Genomic DNA, 4575 nt, shown 5'->3' with positions numbered 1-4575 from the left:
AACAGAATGCCAGTTCCGGTATCACAGGCGTGGACGGTAGCGACTTACGTCCTGAAGCAGAAGCTGATGGGGCGCAAGCAGTATCCGCTCGTCCTGATGCTGGAGCCGTTGTTCCGCTGCAACCTGGCGTGCGCCGGATGCGGGAAGATCCAGTACCCGGGGCACGTGCTGAAGATGCAGCTCACCCCGGAAGAATGCTTTAAGGCGGTGGACGAATGCGGCGCGCCGACGATCGCAATCCCGGGCGGAGAGCCGCTGCTGCATCCGCAGATCGGGGAGATCGTCAAAGGGCTGGTCGCGCGCAAGAAGTACATCTACCTGTGCACCAACGCGCTGCTGCTAAAGCAGAAAATCGCCGAGTTCACGCCGAGCAAGTTTCTGACGTTCTCGGTGCACCTCGATGGGCAAAAAGAACACCACGATATGTCGGTATGCCTCGAGGGCGGGTACGAGAAGGCGGTGGAGGGCGTGAAAGAAGCCCTGGACCGCGGTTTCCGGGTGACGACGAACACGACGCTCTTCGACGGCGCGGATCCGAAGAGCGTGCGCGAGTTCTTCGACGAGATGATGAAACTCGGCGTCGAGGGCATGATGCTCTCGCCGGGCTACTCCTACGAGAAGGCGCCGGACCAGCAGCATTTCCTGGGTCGCGCGCGGACGCGGCGGCTGTTCCGGGCGATCCTGTCGAACCGGAAAGAGAATTGGCGCTTCAATATGTCGCCGCTGTTTCTCGAGTTCCTGATGGGCAAGCGCACTTATCCGTGTACCCCGTGGGGCATGCCGACGTACAACGTGTTCGGCTGGCAGAAGCCATGCTACCTGCTACAGGACGGCTACGCCGATACGTACCAGGAATTACTGGAAACGACGGAGTGGGAAAAGTACGGGACCGAGTCGGGCAATCCGAAGTGCGCGAATTGCATGGTGCACAGCGGATACGAGGCGTCGGCCGTGAACCACACCTTCAGCTCGCTGTCGGGATTGTTGTCGACGGCGAAGGCGATGTTCAGCCACTACATTGATCCCGACGCCGAGCATTTGTTGGATGAGCCGGTGCATCCGGTGCACGAATTCAATCCGCTGGTACAGATCGAAGATTCTTCCAATACGCCGCAGGAGACGCGGGCCTAATGACGGGCAAGGAATCGGGTCACCACGTCGATCCCAACGCACTCGAAGTTGTCCCCGGAACAAAGCGCGAGCAACTGGAAGGCTGGGTGCCGGAGCTTGCCCAAGAAGACGAACTGCGCGAGGCGCTGGAGCATGCCTTTGACTATCGCGGGGACGTGCTGATTACCAGGAAAGACGGGACGAAGGTAGAGGGATACATATTCGACCGGCGGCCGGGAAAGACTATGGCCGATTCGCGCGTGCGGTTACTGCCGAAAGATGGCGGTCCGAAGACGTCGGTGAGCTATGCGGAGATTGCGGCGCTGGCGTTTACCGGGCGCGATATGGCGGCGGGGAAGAGCTGGGAGAACTGGGTGCGTCAGTACTGGGAAAAGAAGGCGGCGGGAGAGAAGGGCTTCGGGCTAATGCCGGAGGAGCTGGAGTAGCAGTTGTCAGTTGAAGCGTGCTTTGCTCCGGGTGACAGTCAATACAGAGATTGGTTCGCACCGGCCGAGGGCGGCCGGTGCCGCGTAATTTTGGGGTCATGTTCGATGCAGCCCCGGCGAGGGCGCCGGGGCCTACCCAAACCGTAAGGAGAATCGCGGCGCCGGGGCCTACCAAGCCGTAAAAGGAATCAGGGCGCCGGGGCCTACCCAAACCGTAAGGAGAATCGCGGCGCCGGGGCCTACCACTCGATAACACTCACGAACACGTCAATCGAGTAGCATTTATCCCACAGTGAAAGCTTTCGTCACGGGAGCTACGGGTTTCGTTGGCAGCCACGTTGCGCAAGCGCTGGAGGTGGCGGGGGCGGAGCTGCGCCTGCTGGCCCGGAGCACGAGTCCCACCAAGCCTATCTCCACGCTGAAGAATTCGGAGATCGTGACCGGGGACCTGCGCGATGCGTCCACTTACAAGCAGGCGCTGCGCGGATGCGAGGCGGTGTTCCACGTCGCGGCGGATTACCGTCTTTGGACCCGCAATGCAGCCGACGCGATGGAGATGTACCGGTCGAATGTCGAGGGAACACGCGGACTCATCGATGCGGCGCGGCAGGCGGGAGTGAAGCGGATCGTGTATTGCTCGAGCGTGGCGACGATGGGATTCCGGAGCGACGGCTCGGTGGTGGATGAAGAGACGCCGGTGACGCTGGAGGAGATGATCGGGCACTACAAGCGGTCGAAGTTCGTCGCCGAGCAGGTGGCGCTGGAGGCCGGGAAGAAGGGCGACGACGTCGTGATCGTGAACCCGAGCGCGCCGGTGGGCGAGCAGGACGTGAAGCCGACGCCGACGGGAAGAATCATCGTCGATTTCCTGAAGAAGAAATTTCCGGCGTACGTGGACACCGGTTTGAACGTGGTGGACGTGCGGGAAGTCGCACGAGGGCATGTGCTGGCGTACGAGCGGGGAAAGCCGGGCGAGCGCTACATTCTGGGCGGCGAGAACCTGACGCTCAAGCAGATCCTGGACAAACTTTCGGCGACTACGGGCATTCCCGCGCCCAAGGTCAAGCTGCCGTACGTGTTCGCGCTGGCGGCGGGCGTTTTTGACACGGTATTCACGGGCCAGTTGCGGGGCAAGGAACCGCGAGTCACGATTGATGCGGTGCGCATGGGTCGCAAGAAGATGTGGGTGCGGTCGTCGAAGGCGGAACGCGAGTTGGGATACAAGGTCGTGCCGGTAGAGGATGCGCTGCGGCGGGCGTGCGAATGGTTCAAGACGAACGGGTATGTCTAAGCACGTGCACGCTATGACACCCAAAACCGGCGCGCCGCGGGGGCCCCGCCGCATCGCCATCATCGTGGCGATGGAGATGGAGGTGGCGCCGCTGCTGCGCAAATGGAAACGAGCGGGCAAGAAAGTCGAGCACTGGGACGGGCCGGGTCATGCGGCGGCGAAGAGCTCGTATCGGTGCGACGGTGTTCTCATACTGTGCGCTGGGATTGGGCGGAAGCCAGCGGCCATGGCAGCACGCGCCGCCCTGGATTATTACGAGCCGGATCTCATGATTTCAGCGGGACTCGCCGGCGCGTTGAATCAACAACTGGCAATTGGGAAGGTGCTACGGCCGGCGCAAGTGATCGACGCGGCGGCAGGCGAAAGGTACGAGACGGTGCGCGACGTTGCGGCGCGGGGAGTGTTAGTAACCGCAGCGTCGGTTTTATCTCGCAAAGCAAAAGAACAGATGGCGCAGCAGTTCGGCGCGGACGCGGTGGACATGGAAGCCGCGGTGGTGGCCGAGATTGCACGCGCGGCCGGGGTGCCGTTCCTGGCGGTGAAGGCGATCTCGGATACGCTGGATTTTGAGATGCCGCCGCTGGGCCAATTTATTGATTCGAACGGGCGTCTGAATTTGTTAAAGTTGATAGGCTGGGCTTCTGTCAGGCCCAACGTATGGCCAGTGTTGGGTGCGCTGCGGAGAAATGGCAAGGTGGCGGCGGAGCGGTTGGCGGAAGAATTGGAGAGCGTCATAGCAGGGGAAGGACGTGGTTAGAGAAGGAACTGCAGGTTCCTCGACTCGGATGCGGCAACCCGCAGGCCAAAAGCGGGCCTGCTGGTTGTTTGCCGCATCCTCGCTCGGAATGACACTTTTGTAGAGTTTTGGTCCTTTAAGAGGAATGCCGGTAGCTTTACAAAACGGACTGGGCAGTGGGGTGGGGACGATCCCGTCCACGATGAAGGCGGCGGTGTACCGCGGCGTGAACGACGTGCGCGTGGAGACCGTTTGCGTGCCCGAAATCGGCGCGGGGGAGTTGCTGATCAAGGTCCACACCTGCGGCATCTGCGGGACCGACCTGAAGAAGATTGCGACTGGTTCACATTCAGCGCCCAGGATTTTCGGACACGAAACTTCGGGGACGGTGGCGCTGGTCGGGGCAAATGTGAAGGGGTATGCAGTTGGGGACCGGGTATCCGTTTTCCATCACATTCCTTGTGGAGAGTGCTACTACTGCCGGCACAAAGTTTTTGCACAATGTCCCGTTTACAAGAAGGTGGGTTGCAGCGCGGGTTTCGAGCCGAGCGGGGGCGGGTTCTCGGAGTACGTGCGGGTATCGGACTGGATTCTGGAGCGGGGCGGGGCGGTCAAGCTGCCCGATGACTGCTCGTTCGAGCAGGCGTCGTTCATCGAACCGGTCAATACGTGTATGAAGGGAATCGAGACGTTGCGCTTGGAGCGGGGCGAAACAGTGCTGGTGATTGGACAGGGCCCGATTGGTATCATATTGGGAGTACTGGCACTTAGGTCGGGTGCAAAGGTAATAACTTCCGATTTGTACGTGCAGAGGCTTACAATTAGCGCTGGTTTTGGCTTGAGTCGGTCGATTAACGCGTCACAGGCAGACACCGTTGAAAAGACGCGGGAATGGACCGAGGGGCGTGGGGCCGATGCCGTGGTTCTGGCGGTGGCCGGGACCAAATTGATTCCAGCCGCCATGGAGGCAGCAAGGCCAGGCGGCCGGATCA

General features: G+C 61.1%; 5 protein-coding genes. All 5 read left to right on the top strand.

Annotation, left to right across the window (positions count from 1 at the left end; all coding sequences use genetic code 11):
- Positions 1-6: 6 nt before the first annotated feature.
- Positions 7-1131: an adenosyl-hopene transferase HpnH gene (gene hpnH, locus VF515_06685; GenBank protein HEX7407324.1), complete on the top strand. Its 1125-nt coding sequence runs from the start codon at positions 7-9 to the stop codon at positions 1129-1131.
- Positions 1131-1556: a hypothetical protein gene (locus tag VF515_06680; protein ID HEX7407323.1), complete on the top strand. Its 426-nt coding sequence runs from the start codon at positions 1131-1133 to the stop codon at positions 1554-1556. The genes hpnH and VF515_06680 overlap by 1 nt, the downstream gene beginning before the upstream one ends.
- A 292-nt stretch (positions 1557-1848) precedes the next feature.
- Positions 1849-2847, top strand: coding sequence for a hopanoid-associated sugar epimerase (gene hpnA / locus VF515_06675; protein ID HEX7407322.1), 999 nt, complete (start codon positions 1849-1851; stop codon positions 2845-2847).
- Between the two features lie 13 nt (positions 2848-2860).
- Positions 2861-3604: a hypothetical protein gene (locus VF515_06670; protein HEX7407321.1), complete on the top strand. Its 744-nt coding sequence runs from the start codon at positions 2861-2863 to the stop codon at positions 3602-3604.
- A gap of 181 nt (positions 3605-3785) precedes the next feature.
- Positions 3786-4575 (top strand): alcohol dehydrogenase catalytic domain-containing protein (locus VF515_06665; protein HEX7407320.1); only part of this gene is annotated, 790 nt, incomplete at its 3' end.

The organism is Candidatus Binatia bacterium (assembly GCA_036382395.1).
Lineage (GTDB): Bacteria > Desulfobacterota > Binatia > HRBIN30 > HRBIN30 > JAGDMS01.
The sequence above is the reverse complement of the archived record's forward strand: the minus strand, read 5'-3'. Positions and strand labels throughout refer to the sequence as shown.

What these genes read in the sequence shown, in the direction of transcription:
- hpnH (HEX7407324.1), top strand. Translation starts at nt 7, where the DNA reads ATGCCAGTTCCGGTATCACAGGCGTGGACGGTAGCGACTTACGTCCTG.
- VF515_06680 (HEX7407323.1), top strand. Translation starts at nt 1,131, where the DNA reads ATGACGGGCAAGGAATCGGGTCACCACGTCGATCCCAACGCACTCGAA.
- VF515_06670 (HEX7407321.1), top strand. Translation starts at nt 2,861, where the DNA reads ATGACACCCAAAACCGGCGCGCCGCGGGGGCCCCGCCGCATCGCCATC.